The organism is Shewanella waksmanii, from assembly GCF_043643685.1.
Lineage (GTDB): Bacteria > Pseudomonadota > Gammaproteobacteria > Enterobacterales > Shewanellaceae > Shewanella > Shewanella waksmanii_A.
The window spans coordinates 191,179-211,322 of sequence record NZ_JBHZSN010000007.1 but is presented as its reverse complement, the minus strand read 5'-3'; the positions used below and the strand labels follow the sequence as shown (position 1 = coordinate 211,322).

Annotated in this window: 18 protein-coding genes; 4 read left to right on the top strand and 14 right to left on the bottom strand. The window is 42.2% G+C overall.

Annotated elements, in window-relative coordinates:
* The first annotated feature begins 174 nt into the window (after positions 1–174).
* The gene (locus tag ACHUFW_RS13150) at positions 175–2,106 is read left to right on the top strand and encodes a hypothetical protein (protein WP_394203711.1); all 1,932 of its coding nucleotides are present in this window, start codon (positions 175–177) and stop codon (positions 2,104–2,106) included.
* 163 nt (positions 2,107–2,269) lie between these two features.
* Here ACHUFW_RS13150 and ACHUFW_RS13145 read toward each other — a convergent pair whose 3' ends face one another.
* Positions 2,270–3,448 (bottom strand): C45 family autoproteolytic acyltransferase/hydolase, encoded by a 1,179-nt coding sequence (locus ACHUFW_RS13145; RefSeq protein WP_394203709.1) that lies wholly within the window; start codon positions 3,446–3,448, stop codon positions 2,270–2,272.
* Positions 3,449–3,920: 472 nt separating this feature from the next.
* Between ACHUFW_RS13145 and ACHUFW_RS13140 the strand changes: the two genes are divergently transcribed.
* Entirely contained in the window at positions 3,921–6,035 is a 2,115-nt protein-coding gene (locus ACHUFW_RS13140) for a TonB-dependent receptor plug domain-containing protein (RefSeq protein WP_394203708.1), read from the top strand.
* A complete protein-coding gene (locus ACHUFW_RS13135; RefSeq protein ID WP_394203706.1) occupies positions 6,016–6,510 on the top strand; it encodes a TlpA family protein disulfide reductase in 495 nt (164 codons plus the stop codon). The genes ACHUFW_RS13140 and ACHUFW_RS13135 overlap by 20 nt, the downstream gene beginning before the upstream one ends.
* 80 nt (positions 6,511–6,590) lie before the next feature.
* Here the strand turns inward: ACHUFW_RS13135 and ACHUFW_RS13130 are convergent, their stop codons facing one another.
* On the bottom strand, positions 6,591–6,983 hold the full coding sequence (locus tag ACHUFW_RS13130) for a MerC domain-containing protein (protein ID WP_394203704.1): 393 nt from the start codon (positions 6,981–6,983) through the stop codon (positions 6,591–6,593).
* 286 nt (positions 6,984–7,269) lie between these two features.
* Here ACHUFW_RS13130 and ACHUFW_RS13125 point away from each other — a divergent pair, with 286 nt between their 5' ends.
* On the top strand, positions 7,270–9,198 hold the full coding sequence (locus ACHUFW_RS13125) for a B12-binding domain-containing radical SAM protein (RefSeq protein WP_394203703.1): 1,929 nt from the start codon (positions 7,270–7,272) through the stop codon (positions 9,196–9,198).
* Between the two features lie 131 nt (positions 9,199–9,329).
* On the opposite strand, the gene paeA is transcribed toward ACHUFW_RS13125, so the two are convergent.
* The 12 genes from paeA to ACHUFW_RS13065 form a co-directional block, all read right to left on the bottom strand.
* Positions 9,330–10,655 (bottom strand): polyamine export protein PaeA, encoded by a 1,326-nt coding sequence (gene paeA, locus ACHUFW_RS13120; protein ID WP_394203701.1) that lies wholly within the window; start codon positions 10,653–10,655, stop codon positions 9,330–9,332.
* A 253-nt stretch (positions 10,656–10,908) separates the two neighbouring features.
* A complete protein-coding gene (locus ACHUFW_RS13115; protein WP_394203699.1) occupies positions 10,909–11,373 on the bottom strand; it encodes a GNAT family N-acetyltransferase in 465 nt (154 codons plus the stop codon).
* A 38-nt stretch (positions 11,374–11,411) separates the two neighbouring features.
* A complete protein-coding gene (locus ACHUFW_RS13110; protein ID WP_394203697.1) occupies positions 11,412–11,813 on the bottom strand; it encodes a hypothetical protein in 402 nt (133 codons plus the stop codon).
* 208 nt (positions 11,814–12,021) lie between these two features.
* Entirely contained in the window at positions 12,022–12,417 is a 396-nt protein-coding gene (locus ACHUFW_RS13105; RefSeq protein ID WP_394203696.1) for a DUF4019 domain-containing protein, read from the bottom strand.
* A 157-nt stretch (positions 12,418–12,574) separates the two neighbouring features.
* Positions 12,575–12,991, bottom strand: a complete 417-nt coding sequence (locus ACHUFW_RS13100) for a hypothetical protein (RefSeq protein ID WP_394203694.1) — start codon at positions 12,989–12,991, stop codon at positions 12,575–12,577.
* A 261-nt stretch (positions 12,992–13,252) separates the two neighbouring features.
* Positions 13,253–13,672, bottom strand: a complete 420-nt coding sequence (locus ACHUFW_RS13095; protein WP_394203692.1) for a GFA family protein — start codon at positions 13,670–13,672, stop codon at positions 13,253–13,255.
* A gap of 255 nt (positions 13,673–13,927) precedes the next feature.
* The gene (locus tag ACHUFW_RS13090) at positions 13,928–14,356 is read right to left on the bottom strand and encodes a nucleotide triphosphate diphosphatase NUDT15 (protein WP_394203691.1); all 429 of its coding nucleotides are present in this window, start codon (positions 14,354–14,356) and stop codon (positions 13,928–13,930) included.
* A gap of 93 nt (positions 14,357–14,449) precedes the next feature.
* The gene (locus ACHUFW_RS13085) at positions 14,450–15,364 is read right to left on the bottom strand and encodes a TolB-like translocation protein (RefSeq protein WP_394203689.1); all 915 of its coding nucleotides are present in this window, start codon (positions 15,362–15,364) and stop codon (positions 14,450–14,452) included.
* 258 nt (positions 15,365–15,622) lie between these two features.
* A complete protein-coding gene (locus ACHUFW_RS13080; protein WP_394203687.1) occupies positions 15,623–16,078 on the bottom strand; it encodes a GFA family protein in 456 nt (151 codons plus the stop codon).
* 80 nt (positions 16,079–16,158) lie between these two features.
* A complete protein-coding gene (locus ACHUFW_RS13075; protein ID WP_394203686.1) occupies positions 16,159–16,620 on the bottom strand; it encodes a DUF3291 domain-containing protein in 462 nt (153 codons plus the stop codon).
* Positions 16,621–16,789: 169 nt separating this feature from the next.
* On the bottom strand, positions 16,790–17,221 hold the full coding sequence (locus ACHUFW_RS13070) for a GFA family protein (RefSeq protein WP_394203685.1): 432 nt from the start codon (positions 17,219–17,221) through the stop codon (positions 16,790–16,792).
* 497 nt (positions 17,222–17,718) lie between these two features.
* A complete protein-coding gene (locus ACHUFW_RS13065) occupies positions 17,719–18,450 on the bottom strand; it encodes a heparan-alpha-glucosaminide N-acetyltransferase (protein ID WP_394203683.1) in 732 nt (243 codons plus the stop codon).
* Between the last annotated feature and the right edge of the window lie 1,694 nt (positions 18,451–20,144).

Below are 20,144 nucleotides of genomic sequence, written 5' to 3'. Positions count from 1 at the left end.
CCCGCCTCACCCATCCTGCGATCACCTCAGAGGGTGTTGATGTCAAAGCAGATTTAGAGCGCAAGTTTATCCAAGTTATAACAACCTAAAATTTAATCGCTTTTACCAAGTAAACAAGCAATAAAATCGCCAGTCTAAGAGACCTCTACACAATCGAACAAGCAGGGACAGCCAATGGCCAACGATAGACAGCGAGAAATAAAACGAGTGATCAGCAGTTGGCTAACGGAGAAGTTAAATGAGCTAGGAGGCACCCAATACCCAGAACTGGAGACGTTCAAAGCCCAAGTTCGCTCAATTGTACTAACCAGTTTAGAGCGCATAAACTTGCGCTTGCATGAGATCAACCGCGCAGCGCAGCAGAAATTTAGCCTACAAGATGGCTTAGCATTATCACGATTTTATATTAAAGGCGGCAATGCGTTTCGATTTACCGTAGAAAACCAACAAGGTAAATCAGACTGGGATACGCAAATTATTATCAACCCTTGGTTGCCAACGCCGTTAATCAATTATCTCTATGCGCAAATCGAAGATGCGGTATTAGATGAGTTTTATTATTGTAGCGAACAAATAGGGACTGCATCTGAGCTTATCATGCAGGGGGCTGGCAATAGTCTTAGTGATGTGATTAAAACATTTTGGTTAGCCAGCGATGTCAAAGTCAATCCACAGGACACCACACTATTGCCGGCCATCTACCAACTTAATTATCCACCGCAGCAATCCATAAAACGGGTATTTGCCCACGACAAAACTGGCCTTTGGGACTATGACAATCGGCCTATGATGGGCAAAACTTCGGGTAATAAATCAGGTCCTGGCATGGTATTTAACGATGCAATCCCTCCCTTTGTGCTATACCGGTTAGGCTATATATGGACTACGAAACTTCAGGACAATGTTGTCCCAACCGACCGTTTCCCGTTAGTATCAAGCCCGATATTGATGGAGATTATCGATGTCACTATCCCGAGAAAAAACACCATTGAAGCCGTGGCCCTTTGGGAGGAAATTCAGTCTGAAATTACGCTCGATACCCTCACAATAAACCCTGCTGTCACCGATGATGCACTAGGCTATTTAACTCAAGTCTCCTTGCCATTTCCCAATAAAGATTATCACTGCGCCGAACAGCTCACCATGCTAGGTGAAGTCGCGGATGGTTCATCAAAACACGCAGATAAAAAGATGAAACGGTTCAAACGCTTTGGCACGCTTTGGGCCTCTCTAGATGAGCAGCAACAAACACGCATGCTACAACAGGTTATTCAACCTATGATGGGTGTCAGCAATATTCACCAATATGTGATTCAAGATCCCGTCTGGTTACAACAAGCTTTTCAAGACATCGATGCCCAAGATAGACAGACCATTACCCCGCTTATCAATCAATTAACAAATGGTCATTTTGTCATTGGCCAGAATGAGGGGCTAACACCGACTGAAAACGCCTATATTATTGCCTTAATGTTTATGGATAATGTCCATTTTCGTTCCACTCAAGCCACCCCAGTAACCCAGCAACAACTGCAGCACTACGAGGGCATTGCTCGCCAAGTATTAGAAAACTTGCATACCCGATTGCAGGCAAGAAATATAACTAACATCAACATACAAGAAGCGGCCTTTTCGGGAGATATCATGCTGCATCAAAGTTTGGCAGAGTCAGGCTTATTTGATTTAACCCAGATGCCATTGAGCGGCGTAGCGGCGATGTTCTACATTCCGGTTACCAACAAAGATGCCATTGAACTGTGTCGTGAACTTGTCATCGACGAATTAATGCGCCCTGGTGCAGATATTCCCCCTGATAGGATCCAGTATCGAATGCATAATGAGCAGCAACTAACGCGACTATCCTATGCATCAACGATTTGTGTCTACAATCAGATAGGCCAAGTTAAGCTTGCGTTTACCTTTAGTTCAGCAACCCCTGGGGAAAGCCCGCTACTATCACCATTTAAAGGCACACTGGTAAAACACGTTAACGCCAAAGCCATGGCGGAGCAGCGACGAGTTGCCGCAGGTATGGTTAAAGATTATGTGTTGCGTACCGCTTTTGCTAAACAAATAGACATGCTAGATAGCCTATTACCCGAGTAGTTAAGATGATAACAACCCTAAGTGACTTAGACGCTAAACGCATAACAACTAACATTAAACACTTGGCACCTAGCACCTAGCTGCTACGCTAAACGCAACTAAACGACGCAGTTAGCACTATGGTAAATACCATAGTGCTAATACCTATCACACAACGCTAAAACTAGACGTTAAATAGACTTTGTACATCAATATGAGCCCAATCGGTATGCTCGCCTAAGGCAGGTAATTTAACCCAAAGCTGCAATGTATCAAGGTCTGCAACAATCTGATAATTGGTTAAGTCGACATCTTGATTGGTTGGTTTGGTCACGCCGCCCTGCGCTTTAAAGCTGCCATCTGAGTTATATAAGGGTAAATCAAATATATCGCGCATCACTTTTGCATCTATTTGACCCGCATGCTCAGCGTGACGCTCGGTTAGATTATCAAAACGCTTCAATGAAAAACTCTGGGTTTCACGTTTTCCAAGCCCCCAATCTGGATTTAGGAAAGTATTTACCGTAACGAAAGAGTCTGCATTGTTATCTGCCACCCGTTGCCTGTTTTCTTGAATGGTATTTTCATAAGCACAAGCTTGGCTGCGATTGTCAGCCAACATCCAAATCGCGGCAATATCGGTGCGAGCAGCTTGAAAACGAGCACTCAACGCGCTAACCGAGTCTGACTCAGTCATATAATCAAACACCGAGTTTAAGAAAGAAGGTTTTTCAATCGAAACGATATTCCCCCCCATCGAGGTGCCATCATGAAGGTCGGTATAGACGCCTTTATCGTTAAAGCCGGTTACCATCCACTGCCAACCTGGCCAGCTGACATTCACCACACTGTTGGAGCCGTCAGTGGGGTTATAAACTGTGGTATAAATAGGAAAATCGAGAAACAGTTCACTCCAGTCCATATTACGACCGACTAACGTATGGCCATCGACCGTGTTTTCACCTCGAGTTGCTAAAGAAGAACAACCTGAAAAAGAATGCAGTTTGCCCAGGTAAATAGCCATAGGGCCACTTTGATCTAGCACAATCACTTTTTCTAGCGGCCACCCCAAACCATCTGCAACACCTTGAAAGTACTGTTTACGTCGCAACGATAATGACGCATAGACCCTTGAACCAAATAATTCAAACGCTTGTGCTTGACTGATAAGCCCTTTATCGAATTCTGGCTGCACAATTCTGTCATACATCGCTTGCATATGGGCTTGTGAAAGCACCCCATATTGCTTGCCCATTTCATACCAACTACCGCTTAGCTGAAGTACAAATAGCATCTCTTCATTGGTTTCAAATAGCTTGCCGCCGTCATGTTGTTTTTTCAAAGTAAGTGTTGAGTTTTGCATTGTTACCTCTTGCTGCATAGTGACCTCTAATCGTCTCTGTGGTTAAGTTGCGAAAATAATAGGACGATAAATTCACATCTCACAATTCACTATGTAGGACTAAACCCTCACTAAATCTACCTGCACTCATCAAGCTAACCTCGCACCTGATACCTGCGGGCTGGGTACCTAACTCAATTAACACAGCAAGCGTTCGCCATGGCCAAGCGACGATGGAGGTAACTTATAAATGGCAAACATGAACACCATGTTGATACATGCCAACCCATAAATTCTTTGACCTACCTCAAATTTTTCCAGTTTTGTTTTTTAAGGTTCAATTAATGTGGCTTACCCCGCAATTAACGCAAATGAAAATCGTTATTATTTGCAGTCAACATGATGCCCGAATATCCTTTGCACAGATTTTACATTCTTTACATTAGCAACATCGTAACAACACCTTAATCAGTAAGAAGGGATATTGATTAGTATGAAATACTCCATTTTAGCGGCAGCGGTAGTGAGCGCACTCAGCTTTCCTAGTTATGCAGAGAACTCAGATTTAGAAAATGTAGAGCGCATTGAAGTGCGCGGTGTACGCCAAAAGCTACAACAAGATGGGCGTTTAAAAGATGTCATTCAAAAGACCGAAGTTCTTGACGAACTATCGATTATCAATAAAAACGCATTAAACCTTACCGATGCCATCAATAATGAACCAGGGGTAAACGTCTCGAACGAGTGCTCTATGTGTGGTGTTAAACGTATTATGCTCAACGGCATGAAAGGCGAGCATACCACTATTTTGGTCGATGGCCTGCCAACCCATACCTTGATCTCTGGATTCTATGCGGTAGATGCCATTTCAACCACTGGTGTTGATCGCATTGAAATTGCTCGTGGTGCGGGTGCATCACTGATTGCACCAGAAGCGATTGGCGGTACCGTCAATATCGTGACCAAAGAAGCTTATGATAATCAAGTCTCTGTTGATGTAGCTAAAGGCTCACACGACTACACCACCTTTAAAGGCATGGCGACGGGGATCTCTGATAATGGCAAAACCGGTATCACGCTAATTGGTCAGTATGACAAGCAAAATCAAGAAGACCATGATGATAACGGCGTCAGTGAAGCACCACTTCAAGAAAACCAAACCTTAAGCGCTCTATTAAGTCACGATTTAAATGACTACAACAACTTGCATTTCAGAGTAGCCAAAGTCCGCAGCGAAATCTTCGGCGGCCCAATGATTGGTGAGCAAGTCGGTTCTATCCAAGAAGCCATTGCCAGCTATGACGGTATCGAATCTGATCACCTGTTTGAAAATGACGATGTACGTAACAAATACATAGGTAAGCCTTGGGAGACCACCGAGTGGATTGAAACTAACCGTGATGAGGCTTATCTAAAATGGTTAAGTGAATGGTCAGATTACACCACTTCAGAGCTTGCTGTGAGTTATGCCAAACACAATCAAGACTCGTTCTATGAAGGTATCGATTACCGCGCCAAAGATACCATGATGTATTTCCGTGCTAAGTTTGATACTGAGCTAAATGATGAGCACTTCATCAGTTACGGTGCAGATATGCGTACCGAAGAGATGCGTTCACACACCAATGCATTAAAAGATGTACCTGCTTATGTGAGCGACTCTTTTGATTATGATGTTAAAGGTGTGTTCATCCAAGACACTTGGACCCCTAATGACAGCATCGAAATTGCGATGGCCATTCGCGTCGACCAAGTTACTGCCGATTTTATCGATCCTAAAAAGCCAGGAACAGAAATCGATGAAACCTTCGTCGCACCAAGGTTTGATATGCGCTATTTCCACAATGATGAGTTCACATCGCGCTTTTCAGCAGGCCGCGGCTATCGTGCGCCACTATCATTTTTTGAAACTGACCACGGTATCTTAGACTCAGAAAAAGGTTACCTGATTGATGTCGACTCATTAGAAGACTCTATTTCAGCTAACTACGCCCTAAGCTATGAAGGTGAAGTACTCACCAGTACCTTCTCTATTGCCCACTCTAATGTGAAAAATCTCGCCGCACTGCAAGAAACTGCCGACGGTGTTCCCATTTTGACACAACTCGATGAGGAAGCTTCAGTAACAACTATCGACTTAGTCGGTGGCTACAGCATCAATGACAACCTCACCATTAATGCCAGTGCCGAATACTTTGATTATAACGACGTGTTCCGCTCTTCCTATTCAATTGCACCTGTTGAAACCCGCGCAGGCATTGAAATTGAGTGGAAAACGGATGACTTAACCGTATTTTGGAACACAGTTTGGTTTGGTAGTCGCGACCTACGTGATTACGGCTACGAAGGCTATAATATCAAAGGCGACCCAAGTTCACTTAAACAGCTAGATGCACCATCATTTACGGTATCGGATGTTAAAATTCAATACAGCTTAAATGAAAACATCAAGCTTTATGGTGGTCTATCAAATATCTTTGATTACACCCAGATTGGTGAAGGTGAATCGCCGCTATTCTATGATGCTGATGGTGGTTACGATGTTGCCTATATTTGGGGCCCATTACATGGCCGGGAGTTTTATCTAGGTGTTGAAGCCAAACTTTAAATGCCTTGGGTTACTGGTAGCACTCGCTACCAGTAACATTACCATGGCTCAAAATCATTCGGTTGCGCAGATCAAGCTCAAAGATCTGCGCTCTTCCCATTCATCTGTCAGTTATCATAGCGATAAATCGACCATATTAATGTTCTTTCAACCTGACTGCCCTTGGTGTAAAAAGCAAGCTAAAGTGATGGCTGAGTTACAACATCAATGTGAGAAACATATCGGTTTTACTCTAGTGGGTGACAAAGGATCGAGAACACAGCTTAAACGTGAGTTGCGCCATTTCGACGATCAAATGACGGCTAAGCAAAGCTCGAAAAAGTTTGCCAGAAGCAGCGGCGGAATAATCGGTTACCCAACAACGTTAGTCATAGATAACCAAGGTAACATTGTTGCTAAAAAGCGTGGAATGGTAGGTAAAGAGCTGCTTTATCAACTAGCCAGCGAACTCAGCGGTGGAACCTGTGGCCAATAACCCATCGGGTTTGGTCACATACCACCGCCTTATCGCCATCTTTCACTTAAATGCCAGATACCAGCATTTACCATTTTCGCTTAGCAGCAATCTTGCTGGCGACATAGCTTAAAATTACGAAGATGCGCTAAAGCGACGACAAACGCACCAACCAAAGTTGCCACTTTCTCGCCCACTTCACCTAAAACATCATGACCAATTGTCGCAGAAAGCGCTAAAGTAAGCAGGCCAACCACTGCCAGCAGTAACACTTTACTGTCTTTATGACGCTTACACCCCAACAATATGGCAATCGAACTTGTTGGTAACACCAACCATACCATCACTTCATGATAAATATGATCTGACAACGGCAACACTGAAATTGAGGGTAATAATGCCAACAAGAGTGGTGTAGCAATACAATGTAAAGCGCACAGCGCTGAAACGGCTATCGCAAAACGGTCTAAAACAGATTGGGTTTGGTTAAACATTGCTCTTCCTAGATCAACTGATTGCCATCCTTGATGACTAAAGTCGATTATTTAACCCTAATTTAGCATTAAATGAAAGTGATAACTAATCGCAATACAGCCAAGCAGACCAACCACGGCCCTAACAATTAAAGTAAGCCTCCCTCTCAAGTGTTATATAAACTAAAAAAGTCACACCAAGTTCATCAATGAAAGCGCAGAATACATGGTTATTTTGTGTCAGCGGTATATACTGCGACCCTCAGTGTAATACTGGTGGCAAAATCGATTTGAAACAAGGCAGGCTATGACCGTTCTTTTAATGACCCCCCCTATGACTCAGCTTAATACGCCCTACCCAGCAACGGCGTATTTAACGGGATTTTTGCGCGCGAGAGGCTATGAAGCCGCCCAACGAGATCCAGCCATAGAACTGTTTTTAGAAATGATGACAGCACCCGCTTTAGATGCAATTCGTCAAATCGTTGAGCACAATTACGAACAGTTTGAAGATGCAGACTTACCTCCCGCTATTTATCGATTTTTAGCTGAGTTTGACCGTTATCAGCTCACAGTAGAAAGTGCGATACGATTTTTGCAGGGCAAAGATCCTAGTTTGGCATTGAGAATTAATTCTCGGCGTTTTTTACCCGAAGGTCCCGCCTTTGACGCTATTGCACAAATGGAAGCGGTGTCAGGCGATGTCCTGCAAGCCGCATTCGGGCAACTGGGCGTGCAAGATAAAGCCAAATATTTAGCCACCCTGTTTATTAATGACTTAACGGCTGTCATAACCCAAGGTGTTGACCCCTATTTTGAAGTCAGCCGTTATGGTGAGCAACTGGCAGCTGCTAACCCCAGCTTTGATGACCTATACAACACACTAACCGATGAGCCGAGCTTTACCGCTGAGATATTAGAACAGCTCGTAGAGCAATATCTTGAAGAAACCCAGCCCAGTGTTGTAGCGCTGACAGTACCATTTCCAGGCAACATGTTGGGCGCGTTGCGTATCGCACAAACCTGTAAATCTATTGCTCCACATATTCCGGTAGTGATGGGCGGTGGCTTCATCAACACTGAACTTAGAGCACTTAAAGACCCACGCGTGTTTGAGTTTGTCGATTTCATTTGCCTAGATGATGGCGAGCGCCCACTCATGACGCTATTGGAGTACTTTCAAGGTGAGCGCGAAGTGGAGGAGCTGGTTAGAACCTATTTTCTTGCCGAAGATGAACATGGACAAGCCTATGTTCACTTTAATGAGAATCAAGCATTACACGATATTCCGCAAACTGATGTCGGCGCCCCCATCTATGATGGTCTTCCGTTAGATGAGTACCTTTCTTTATGTGAAATGCTCAATCCGATGCATAGGATCTGGAGCGACGGTCGCTGGAACAAACTCACCATTGCCCATGGCTGCTACTGGCGAAAGTGCAGCTTTTGCGATGTCAGCCTTGATTATATTGATCGCTATGATGCTGCTAGTGCAGACACCTTGGTCGATCGCATAGAACAGCTTATTGAAGAAACCGGTCAAACCGGCTTTCACTTTGTCGATGAAGCCCTGCCGCCCAAACTACTCTATGCCGTGGCAAAGCGTTTAATTGAACGCCAAGTGGTCATTAGTTGGTGGGGTAACATTCGTTTTGAGCGCACCTTCAGCCCTGCCCGCTGTCAACTACTCGCCGATTCAGGCTGTATTGCTGTCAGCGGTGGCTTAGAGGTCGCCTCAGATAGACTATTAAAGTTAATGAAAAAGGGTGTCAGTGTTGAGCGTGTAGCTCAGGTAACTAAAGCATTTAGCGATGCGGGTATCATGGTTCACGCTTATTTGATGTATGGTTTTCCAACTCAAACTGAGCAAGAGACCGTTGATTCGTTAGAGATGGTGCGCCAGATGATGCAGCAAGGCTGTTTTCAATCCGCCTATTGGCATCGGTTCGTTGCCACCGTCCATAGTCCAATTGGCTTAAACCCCGAGCAGTTTGGCATTACTTTACAACCACGGCCCAATATCACTTTTGCCGAAAATGATGTTGATTTTCACGACCCCACCGGCACAGATCATGACATGTTGGGCGAAGGATTACGCAAAGCCATATACAACTTCATGCATGGGATTGGATTTGATCAACCCATGAGTTTTTGGTTCAACCAACCCGTTGCTAGCCCAACTGTCGCGAAAGATTTAATTTCTCGCTCTATTAGCAACTTCATCGAAAGCCAATAACCGCAAGTCGATAAATAAAAAGGCCAATCGGTGTTACCCATTGGCCTTAAAACAGTCAGCTTAGTAAACCGAGTCCATCACAAATAGTAGCCTTTATTTGGGCACAGCTAATCTTAAATCGGCAGTTGATATCAACTAAGGTTAGCTGAGTCTTTGACATCAATGTGTTCCGCGGCGAGCTTAGTCACTAGCAGTTGATCGACCTTGTAGCTATCAACATCAACCACTTCAAACTTATAACCGCCATGGTTCACTGAGTCAGTACACTTAGGGATTTTACGCAGCATAAACATCATAAACCCAGCTACCGTCTCGTAGTTGTGGCTTTGTGGAAATGATTCAATATCCAGTGCTCGCATCACATCAATTATTGGCGTCACGCCATCCACCAACCATGAGTTATCATCACGGGCAATAATTTGCTCTTCACTTTCAGGCAGCGACCAAGCACCCATTACTGCATCTTGCAGATCTTTGGCAGTTACCACCCCTACAACTAATGAATATTCATTCATAACCACCGCAAAATCCGCGCGGCTATTTTTAAAATAATCCATCGATTCCGATAGACTTAACGTGTCAGGAATAAAAAAGCAATTGCTGACTAAGGTTTTGTCTTTTAGACTAATTTTTTCACCATTAATCAGATAAATCAGCAGTTTTTTAGCATTAACTATCCCTACCACAGTATCTAACTGCTCATCGCAAACCAAAAAGTTGGAATGGGGCTGCGCGGCAATTTTGTCTCGAATTTCTTGCTCGCTATCTTGCAACAAAAAATACGCTAAGCTTTCTCTTGCAGTCATGGCGGCGGTGACGGGAATCGTTTGCATCTCAAACACTTTTTCCATCATCAGCTGATCGCCTTTGTCTAGCACCCCCGCTTCTGCTCCGGCGTCCATGACGGCATAAATGTCATCAGATGTCACCGCATCATTACGCGCGGTTTGAACCCGAAACACCTTAAAGACAAAATTAGCTAAGCTATTAAAGGACCAAACAAACGGTTTTAAAACAACGATACATACCATCATAGGGCCAACGAAAGTCATGGCCACTTTCTCAGGGAAAGCCATGGCCAGACGTTTTGGCATTAAATCAGCAATTAAAATAAACAGGCTGGTCACTAATAAAAATGACAAGAAAAAGCTGGTTTTATCCAGCCAAGGGCCGGATAGCCAAGTCGACAACACGCTATGAATATGTGGTGTAAATGCGGACTCACCGACTATGCCGCCCATAATGGCCACTGCATTAAGGCCGATTTGCACCACCGTAAAGAAATTGCCCGGCTGCTCTTGCAACGAAAGCACTTTATCAGCGCGAACATCCCCTTCTGCACTCAACTGCCGTAACCGTATTTTTCTGGCTGCAGCTAAGGCAATTTCAGACATAGAAAAGAAACAACTGACTCCAATAAGGAGCATAATAATCAGAAGATTATCAAGGAAGCTCATAAGGCACCTATCATACCTGAACGATCTAATAGACTTTGGCATTTGCGCCTTTGGCCGGATCGTTCTCACTTAAAATGCCATTATGACGCGAAATGATGACAACCAGAATTGTGGCTGGAGGTCAGATCGCGGAGTATAGCTACAAGTATTAACTTCCACCATCTGAGTTGTTTAGCAATGTGATGGCGATATCGGTTTATTTTTGTTCGATAACCTATTTATTTAAAGTTTTAATAGACTTAGCTAAATCAATTTACACATGATTAAAGCGTTGACGCGTCACCAATCCCCATTTTTTATCTTGGTATTGATCTTCGATATAGTGTCCGTCGGTATATTCACTCACCACGCGACGCCAAAAATTCACAGCGTGGTCTGCCCCAGCAACTTGCTTTATCTCCCAACTGCCACGCAAACGTTTAAATAATTGAGTGATAAATTGTTTGCCAAGTTGATTTTGACGAAAGTAAGGCACTACATAGAAATCACAAATTTCATATTCAGCAGGACTTTTTGTCTCAATTGCCGTCAGTGCTGCCGGAACCCCATCAATATAGAGCAAGTACCCTGTCACGTTACCTTCAAGCTTAGGGTAGATTTCAAACAAACCATCAACACTGGGTTTTTCAGCAATAATCTTGGAAAACTCGGCACCATAGCCTTGATACAGATTGGCATATACATGGATATTACAATTATCAACTTCAACTATATTCATCTTGGAACCTTTCACGAACAACGCGTGGTGTCGCTAAATTATTCAAACGCTATCGGCTGTTCACATACACTAAAATCATAATCTTCCGGCACATCAGTAGGCATATGTTCAAGTTGAAAATATCCCCATATCGCCATCAGCACAAATACCAGTGGTGCCAGTATGTAGCATAGCGATTTGAGTTTGGCCAAATGGCCGTTAACGATTCTAGTCGGGCGATAGACTTTCACGCCAGGTGGTGGAAACTGTTGATAGCGCAGACCTTTTATACCAATTGGCAGTAATACTAAAGCAAGTATGATGCTGCAAAATAACGGCAGAATCACCAACAAACTAAACCACAGGACTGACGCACCTGAATAGTTAAATAACTGATGACAATGTACTGTTTCTGCATGCCAACCAATATAGGGAAATAGCCATTTTTTGTGAATGATCACAATAAATACGCCACACAATAGCGCTAACACAAGCCGAGTAAGCTTTTGCCGCGTAGAATACTCAGGGGCAAATTCGATAGTTGGGCTCCTTAGCCATCTCGAGCACGCTTATATTCATACTGTGCTACCTACTTGTGCGCTAGCTATTTATTGGGCTAGCTAAATAGCTAGCCCAATAAATCGCGCGATCGCTCACGTTTAAAGATGCTCAATTGATAAAGTAGCCAACAGGTAGCCACTGACCACTGTCTTTACTTAAGGTTAAGGTTTCAACCGCAGACTGTTTGTGGGCAAACTGGGTAGAAAACTGCAAGATGAGGTATTCACCGTCAGGCACACCTGGCAATGATTGAAAAGCATTACGGCTGATGATTGTGCGCTCTACGACCTGCCCTAGGGGCGTTCGGCTGCCCTTTAGTGCATCATTCCACTTGCTCATGGATAACTGTGACTGAAACAGCGTATCTGCATGCTGCCAACTGGCATCATATTTGCCATTATCAACCAAATTTAACCACTGAGTGGCTGATTGCATACTGGAGCTTTGATCTGCAAATGCCCAAGGAGCAATAAGGATTAACACAACTAACACTATATTCTTCATACTAATTCCTTTTAGTGTAAATAGGTTAGAAAACCACTAAACATGAGTGGCCTACATAGAATAAATTATCAAGTCATCATGAATAGCACAAGCCATTCACCCTCTTTGGCGCTAACTATCATCACACCAGAACAGATTCACTAACCACCGCAAAACCCTATATCGTGGCTTTATGAGTATCATTAACTGCTTGAATGACTTGGCGCAAATGCTTCACCTTAAGCTCAGTTAATATCACAGTGACATAGCCCGCCAACGATCCGCCCATCGTAAACACAGATAAAAATCCCATTGAGGAGGTGATTAACCCATTCAGCGCTAAAATAAACAGCAGTGTATAGCTTATGACATGGCCAAAATCATGGGTGTTTACGTCATAACGAGCGTGAGCAATATCATATTCAATCGTGATCCGGTGACTAAACCCTGGCAGCTTGACAGTTAACTTCCCCTGTTTAAGCTCGGCATCATAACCTAAACCGAGTAAATGCTGGTTTAATACCAATCGGCATAAAGATGTGATCGCTCTGCGAGAGTTTAGCGCTTTTGAGACAAGGTAACGAATGAAGGGCATAGTGACTCTACGTTCAAGTTCGTTTACGCTGTATCAGAAGCGCTAAAACTCGCCCTTTGGGAGCTTTTTTGGCTGCCTACTTCTTCGTTGAATAACTTCCCAATAGAACCACTATTACTTAAGTTATTCGTCTCGAACTAGTTGGCCAAAAATAGCTCTGAGTAGAACACTTTCTTATGCCGATTGGTATAATTCATCCATGAATAACCTTCTTATATTGTTGAACAATAGCGCGACAAAGCATAATTTGAGATAAACGAATCATTCACCTTCAAATGCTGAATTGTGATGTTTTCCATCACGGGGAATTTGTTCCCAACAGGCCTTAGAATCGACAAAAATGTGGTGTTTAACTGTTAAGTTTTTATCACCACTATCAAGTAAACTCACTGGTATAAACGTGGTCTGCTGGTCATTCTCACCTGGAAGTGGTGATCCACATACTCGGCAAAAATGTTTCATCCAATCATGATTTGGTTTATCCCAGCGACTAATATAATCAACACCTTCGGTAAACTCGAAGGCAGTATTAGCCACCACAGAAACCGCGATTCCACCACTCCCTGTCGACTTTCTACAGATTGAGCAGTGACAAACATACACATCGGCCAATTCGCTAAACACTGCAAACTTTACAGCGCCGCAATTACACGACCCTAATGCACTTGGCTCCTTTGACATATAAACCTCTCGAAATTACAGCGCAACTTATTAATCAAAACCTGTTTATCAAAAAGCTTTTTATCAAAGCCTTTTAATTGCCAAAACACTGATGAAATATATCAAGTAACAAAATTAAATGTATCGCATTAATCTTATTGATAACAACCATGATGAGAAAATCTCAAGCCATAAAGCTCAGTAAAGTTAACGTTAAACCCGCTAGCGGATAATTACTCCGATCAAAACGTCAGAAACGTCAGTTTTCAATAGGGTCTAAATCCTTTTATGCTGCAAAGCGTCAATCAGCTCTTGGTTTTCTTTTATTAAGTTGGTTAAAGGCAGAAAGAGTGGCTCAGGTAAATCGTCAAACGAACACCAGCGCCATTGTAAGCACTTTTCAGGCTCGGTGACTGAGGGTTCCCCCTTGGTTGATGACCCTACAACATATAAAGTGACATAGTGTTTTTTCTCTTTTGTAAAAACGTCATTGGTAAACGTAAACTTCTTAAACGAGTCGACTACTAGTCCCGTTTCTTCAAACGTTTCGCGCTTGGCGCAAGCTTCTACAGTTTCGCCTAATTCTAAATGCCCGCCTGGTGTTGCCCAAGTATGCGCACCATGAGAGCCAATACGCTCACCTAACAGCACTTTACCTTGGCGCAAAATCACTGCCGCCACCCCTACACGTACTTGATCACTCACAGACAACTCCCTAAATCACAGCTTTGGAAACAACAAGAAGATCTTAACCTAGTTATCAAACCAACATAACACTATCTCTGTTAGTATTCTCTGTTAGTATTCGCTGGTTATTGGTCTGACTAACTCTATCACTTGACTACTTACCCAGTACAAATTTGAGATCCCACCTTGTTCATCATAGCGACTAAAAAACAGGTATTTGCCATCAGGGGTAACAGTAGGAACAGTTTCGCTATAACTAGAATTAACCACTGGGCCCAAGCTAATAGGCTCCGACCAATCACCATTTGCCTGTTTAAAGTACACATAAATGTCGCTATCTTTTCTATCATCATCGTCATTATGTTGGGCATCAACCAGCAAATAGTCTTGGTTTGGTGATATAAACCCGTGAATACCAAATGCGATATTGACGTTATTTGGGTCGACATACTGACCTTTTTCTCGCCGAGCAACTGAGGTAACAGATTTAAAGATATCGGTATAAAAAAGATCGCCATTACGCGCCAGCGTTGCATTAAACACTTCTCTGTCGTTAATCGGTGAGATCAATTTATGCGCCTTGCCCCAGCCCGTTGCTTCACGATTAACAATCCATATTTTAGTGTCAGTAAAATCGGCGTTATAAGCGGTAAAGTAGATTTGTTGCCCGTCATAGCTGACAAACGGTTCCATCTCGCCGGCTTTTTGCCCTTTGGTAAAGTTGGCGATATTTATCGGCTGCCAGTGCTTGCTTTCCACAGTTGAATAATAAATATCTGCGGTGGCATCTGGCCACTGCGCCGAAAAATAGATCTCATCCATGGTAGGGGAAAATGCCACGCCATATTCATAACGCCCCTCAATTGACACAATATCTGCAGCAAATACTTTAGGCGTCATTCCCGGCGTAGTTTGACCAAAATATGATCCCTCTGCGGCTGGTAATAATTGTTGCTGATTTGCTTTTGCACTAAACACCGGCAAACAAAATAAGCCAAGCACCATTAGAATTAGATTTACCTTCATAAACAACCTCTGCCACTGTTGTGGCTCAACTTATCCGTTGAGCGCTAAAATGTTCGAAGTCATCAGCCTAGATAAATCCATTTCAAAAAGCCTGACATCAAGCTGATTTGTCGCTGATTTATCACTTATCGGGCGCTAAACTTGCTCTGAAAGCACAAAGACATGTTATTAGGTTATGTAATACCCCTAATAAGAACATACTCACGTCTCAGCATCTATAGGCCGTTAGCCCGTAACGAGTCTTAATGTTCAATCAGGTTATTTGGTCTTGTTTTTGTGAGAGTGAAAGTGCTTGCATAGCGTTGACCACTCTTCATCGCTTGGCATCTTTGCGAACTTGGCAATGCTATCGGTCAACAAGCCCTTATCCCAGTTTGCGCGTGAATCGACATAAACATGGGCCATCACTTCGCTATTGACTGGCTCTGACAACAAGCCTGCAGGTACCCAATACCTTGTTTCATCTGCACTCAAATTAGGCACAGGGCTGCCACATTCAACGCAAAAATCAGACTTAAAACCAGTTTGAGTCATATAGGATTTTATATGCTGCTCGCCGCTAAACCATGTGAAGTTTTCTCGTTCAATGATAAGCGCCGAATTAGATGAAGACCCGGAGACCTGACGACATAAAGAGCAGTGACATTGATAAATAGGCGGTAAACTTCCAGCCAATACAAAACTCACTGCGCCGCATAAACAACTTCCTTGCACACTTACTCCCTACTGCTTACGACTTAAATAAACTAAATTAAAATTCGCCATTTATAATGAAATCAAACCGACTGAATTGGTTAAACTGGCTGATTTGCATGTGCCTCTTCAGCGGTATAATTGGTTTTGAAAGTAAAAGCTTGAGGACTATCGCCCTTTTCTCTGAGATGATTAAGGCGAGCTAACGCTTCTTCGGCAGTGGGCGTATGATCATCTTCTATCCACCAAAGCACATAGCTGTCGGTCGGCAAACGATGAAACCACTCGCCTTTCCTTCGCATAAATTCTCTATGCAAGGTTCTGAACATAAAGTCTTTTAAAGCATCGACTGAATCCCACACTGACATGTTAATAATCATGTTAGGATCATCAAACAGTTTAATATTAGTCGCATCTCCGGCTTCGTCTTTTAGCCGCCAAACAAAACCCTCACTTTGCTCAGCAATACCGTTTACTAGCTCCAAATTATCCATAAAATCTTTAAGTTCAGATGAGTCCAATGGATATTTCGCCAATGCAATATTCAGCTGCGCTAGTTTCATGCCACTCCTTCCTTGGTAAAAAGCGAGGATAAAACCTCGCCATTAAATAAGCTTAGTTATAGCCAGTTAAGCTTAGTTATAGCCAGTCACGATTAATCACATATAACGCTCTGTTAAAACGTGAGCAACGCAATACAGTCCCGCAATTAATTGCCTTGTTATGTGTATATTACACCTGACTCTTTTGAAGGCTTTTTATAAAAGCATCAAGATCCGGTGGCATTCCTGTGTGCTTGACACCACCATCAGGAATAACATCCCAATTAGCTTTTGAATTACAAAATAAGTGTGTGGAAATTCTAGCCTCAAAGCCTTCCACCAGTCCCATAGGCACCCAATAAAAACCATATTCTCCTAGCTTATTTGGAACAGGAGATCCACAATGCTTACAAAAATGAGAGGTAAATCCAGAGTCTTTTTTCCATTGACTGATTGAGTCAGCTCCCTTAATCCATTTAAAATCTGATTCATTTACGATTGTCGCTGTATTAGACGTTGAGCCTGATTGTTTTTGACATAGCTTACAATGGCATTGGTACAAGCTTGATACACCGTCTGAAACTGCAAAACTCACTTTCCCACAATTACATGAACCTTGCATATATCCCTTCGATTAAACACAGGTATCTTTAATACACATAACGAATGAAATGGACTCGCCATAGCAAATGGCCAATATGTGACATATTGAAAGTGCAAACATTCAATCAAGGAGAGTCCATATGTTCTTAATTAAAGCAATTGGCACCCCGCTTTTTCTATAAGAAGGCCAAACTAGTTTTTAGCATTCATGGTGTTGATGAATACGGCAAAACCAGAATAAATCAAACAGTTAAAAGAAACAAGCTATTAGTTAAAATTGCATCTATCCCGCCCTGTATCATCGGTATGGAAGTTTGCTTATTAACAATGCCTGTCTATCTAATATTAATGAGGGTTCGTCTAGGCCTTGGCATGCAACCTCCTTGTTATATGCGAAAATCAAGCATAGTCCGAGGTTGTCATTTATGCCATTAACTATGGGTGTCTATATCTTTTTTTAGTTCCTTTGATAAGCCCCGCTGGCATTCTGATTTTAGATATTTAGAGAGAAGATCATTAATATTGTCTACTTATCAGGATAACAAAATATATCCCACCTAAAAGAATCGGTTGATGTAACAAATAAATTAAAAGACTATTCTTACTTACCAGCGCAATCTTGCAGCTTAGATCCCCTTTAAAAAATTTTCCTAGCGAGTCATCTTTTAAAAACTGACAATCTGCTAAATAGATGCCTATCAGAACCACCCCCATCCAAGGAAATATTCGAACAAAATCATTTGTATAAAGAGGTAAACTTTCGAAAATCAGATGCATTGGCCACCGACTATGGAAAACCTCCAGTGCCCCCAACAAAACTATCGCAGCTCCAATAGCTAAAGAAAACTTTGGAAACCGAACCAAGGGTAAGGCGAAAAAGTACGCTAAAGTTATAAAGTGTAATACACCAAAAAATATCCAATTTTCAGGAATTAAGACATACGTCACAATACTGATAAATATTGCTCCCGAGAAAATTTTTAGTACTCCACTTGACCATACAGCCCAATTTATCCTAACTCCATGCACTATCCTTAAACTAATGCCAATACACAAAAAAAATAATATAAGAATAACCCACCTAAACTGCTCCCAATATAGACCGCTAGGGATGTTTAGCTCCATAACACCAAGAAACTTCAAGTCATAGCAGAAATGAAAAATGATCATAAGAACAACTGCACTTGCACGCATTATGTCTATTGTGACATTTCTTCCACGAGAACGAATTACTGATATAGCTTGCATAGATTAAATAGCCATAAATAGTGAAAATTGGTCAATACCTGTAACCAAAGGTCATTCAGAATTCTGTGCTAACTAATTTTAGGTAGATAACTGAGATATCATCCAAACGCCTATCAAAGTGAATAAAAGCTAATCAATTTCTAGCCATTATTAATCATTTAGGAAACCAATGAAGCGCAAAAAGCTAAAATTAGTTAATGACGCCATAATCTCTTATCAACTGATTCAATTAAGCATTCTATATCTCAAATGTTTTTCCTCCAGTTGGAACCCCTTGCCCACTCCGATAAGTGCCAGATATGACAGTAGCTACAGCAATATGATTAAACTGTGCATAATTTGCTTGTGCTGCTTGAGTAAAAGCCCCAGACTCCTCGTGAGTCACATGAGCTCGGGATTGTCTTCGATAGTACGTAATTGGTATCGTTTTTGGCGAACTCATCTGTTGAGTCATATATTGCGCCATGAGCTTCTCCTTAGTTTCAAATCTCGGACAATGGTCTTTTTTAACGAGTTTCGTGTTTTCTGCTCATTTCATCTATATCTATATAGATATCTAAAAAATAGACTCTATTTTTGGTAATATAGTAAATGGAGCGTCGCGCATCGCGGTCGCGGCTTATCTGAATTGTTATGTTTTATATAGGGGTAGGTCTACATACTTGTTGTTACCATTATTGAAAAAAACGGATTTTCAATGCCGCTATTACCTTGGTATACAAAAACAAACTTTATTGGATAACCAAGCGCGGCGATAATTATCTACGAAAGCTATTAATACATGGCACGAGAACGATTGTTGGCCATTCGAGTAATCAACTAGCCATCCATTATTAATCAACAACATAGCAGGATTACCGCGCACTACTCAAGGACTAGCTTGGTTTATACTTTCAATTGCAGTCCTCAGCAGAAATTCATACTAGAATTCAGCCAAATATGAGGAAATTGAGCATTAATGGCTGTTTTTAGCACAAGGGATGTGAGCTCTGCTAAAGAAGCTGAGGAATTAGAAAAGATATGAATGTTTGAATTTAGTTTGCAGGCATAAACTGGCATTAACTATGGCTGTCCAATTGTTTGGCACTGTTTAACGAATGAGAACTTTGCTCAAGCGAAAATCATCAGGGCGATGGCCAAAAGCTGTTTAGGCAGCAAGCTAATCAAACGCCGAATGTAGAGCTGCTGTCAGATCCACTGTTGTTGTGGGATTACTATTGCTTGACAAAGGGGAGTCCATGTAACCCTGTTAATGGGCAAAATATAGTTGGCTAAAATTAGCGACGAAGGAGCAAAAGCCAACTGTATTTTGTCCTTGTTTAACAGTTTGTTATAACACGAGGTTTGTTAATATCAGGTGTGAAGTAATTTTCTTAATTTCCTTCTAAAAAGAAACCTAGAGACTAAATTGGTCTTCTCCATTTTTTTACCCCTCAACCTAACCCTATGTTGTCTAGTTTTTGTTTTTGGCTGTACGAACTCGGTTCAGTAATCAACTAGCCATCCATTATTAATCAACAACATAGCAGGATTACCGCGCACTACTCAAGGACTAGCTTGGTTTATACTTTCAATTGCAGTCCTCAGCAGAAATTCATACTAGAATTCAGCCAAATATGAGGAAATTGAGCATTAATGGCTGTTTTTAGCACAAGGGATGTGAGCTCTGCTAAAGAAGCTGAGGAATTACAAGA

Excerpts from the sequence above, each read along its gene's own strand:
- ACHUFW_RS13150 (WP_394203711.1), top strand. The coding sequence starts at position 175 with ATGGCCAACGATAGACAGCGAGAAATAAAACGAGTGATCAGCAGTTGG.
- ACHUFW_RS13145 (WP_394203709.1), bottom strand. The coding sequence starts at position 3,448 with ATGCAAAACTCAACACTTACTTTGAAAAAACAACATGACGGCGGCAAG.
- ACHUFW_RS13140 (WP_394203708.1), top strand. The coding sequence starts at position 3,921 with ATGAAATACTCCATTTTAGCGGCAGCGGTAGTGAGCGCACTCAGCTTT.
- ACHUFW_RS13130 (WP_394203704.1), bottom strand. The coding sequence starts at position 6,983 with ATGTTTAACCAAACCCAATCTGTTTTAGACCGTTTTGCGATAGCCGTT.
- ACHUFW_RS13125 (WP_394203703.1), top strand. The coding sequence starts at position 7,270 with ATGACCGTTCTTTTAATGACCCCCCCTATGACTCAGCTTAATACGCCC.
- paeA (WP_394203701.1), bottom strand. The coding sequence starts at position 10,655 with ATGAGCTTCCTTGATAATCTTCTGATTATTATGCTCCTTATTGGAGTC.
- ACHUFW_RS13115 (WP_394203699.1), bottom strand. The coding sequence starts at position 11,373 with ATGAATATAGTTGAAGTTGATAATTGTAATATCCATGTATATGCCAAT.
- ACHUFW_RS13105 (WP_394203696.1), bottom strand. The coding sequence starts at position 12,417 with ATGAAGAATATAGTGTTAGTTGTGTTAATCCTTATTGCTCCTTGGGCA.
- ACHUFW_RS13100 (WP_394203694.1), bottom strand. The coding sequence starts at position 12,991 with ATGCCCTTCATTCGTTACCTTGTCTCAAAAGCGCTAAACTCTCGCAGA.
- ACHUFW_RS13095 (WP_394203692.1), bottom strand. The coding sequence starts at position 13,672 with ATGTCAAAGGAGCCAAGTGCATTAGGGTCGTGTAATTGCGGCGCTGTA.
- ACHUFW_RS13085 (WP_394203689.1), bottom strand. The coding sequence starts at position 15,364 with ATGAAGGTAAATCTAATTCTAATGGTGCTTGGCTTATTTTGTTTGCCG.
- ACHUFW_RS13075 (WP_394203686.1), bottom strand. The coding sequence starts at position 16,620 with ATGAAACTAGCGCAGCTGAATATTGCATTGGCGAAATATCCATTGGAC.
- ACHUFW_RS13070 (WP_394203685.1), bottom strand. The coding sequence starts at position 17,221 with ATGCAAGGTTCATGTAATTGTGGGAAAGTGAGTTTTGCAGTTTCAGAC.
- ACHUFW_RS13065 (WP_394203683.1), bottom strand. The coding sequence starts at position 18,450 with ATGCAAGCTATATCAGTAATTCGTTCTCGTGGAAGAAATGTCACAATA.